The sequence below is a fragment of the Mesorhizobium sp. M0800 genome (assembly GCF_040320095.1).
Taxonomy (GTDB): Bacteria; Pseudomonadota; Alphaproteobacteria; order Rhizobiales; family Rhizobiaceae; genus Mesorhizobium.
On the sequence record NZ_JAMYOZ010000092.1, the window covers coordinates 1 to 512 of the forward strand.

The 512-nt window shown below is 62.9% G+C and carries 1 protein-coding gene; it reads left to right on the forward strand.

Going from position 1 to position 512, the window contains the following annotated elements:
* Positions 1–84: 84 nt before the first annotated feature.
* Positions 85–512, forward strand: a 428-nt coding sequence (locus NKI18_RS33365) for an IS110 family RNA-guided transposase (protein WP_353022103.1), incomplete at its 3' end; no start/stop codon positions are given.

The following is a 512-nucleotide window of genomic DNA, read 5'->3' on the forward strand; positions in this document are numbered from 1 at the left end:
TGATGGGGTGGACGCCCCCTCGACGGCATCGATGTGCCAGAATGGTGGTGTTTGACAGCCACCGTAAGAGAGGGAGCGTCCACAATGGAAGTTAACACGATCGGATTGGACCTAGCGAAGAATGTGTTTCAGGCGCATGGAGCCGATGCGGCGGGCGCCATTGTTTTCCGCAAGCAACTGCGACGCGACAAGGTGCTTGCGTTTCTCGCTGGGCAGCCGGCCTGCTTGGTCGCCATGGAGGCCTGTTCTGGGGCGCATCACTGGGCGCGCGAGATCGGCAAGCTCGGGCACACCGTTCGTCTGATCCCGCCATCCTATGTGAAGCCTTTCGTGAAGCGGCAGAAGAACGACGCCGCCGATGCCGAGGCGATCTGCGAGGCCGCGCAGCGGCCGACCATGCGCTTTGTCACCGTGAAGAGTGAGGAGGAGCAGGCGAGTGCGGCCGTATTCCGGGCTCGTGATCTGCTGGTGCGGCAGCGCACCCAGACGATCAACGCCTTGCGCGGCCATCT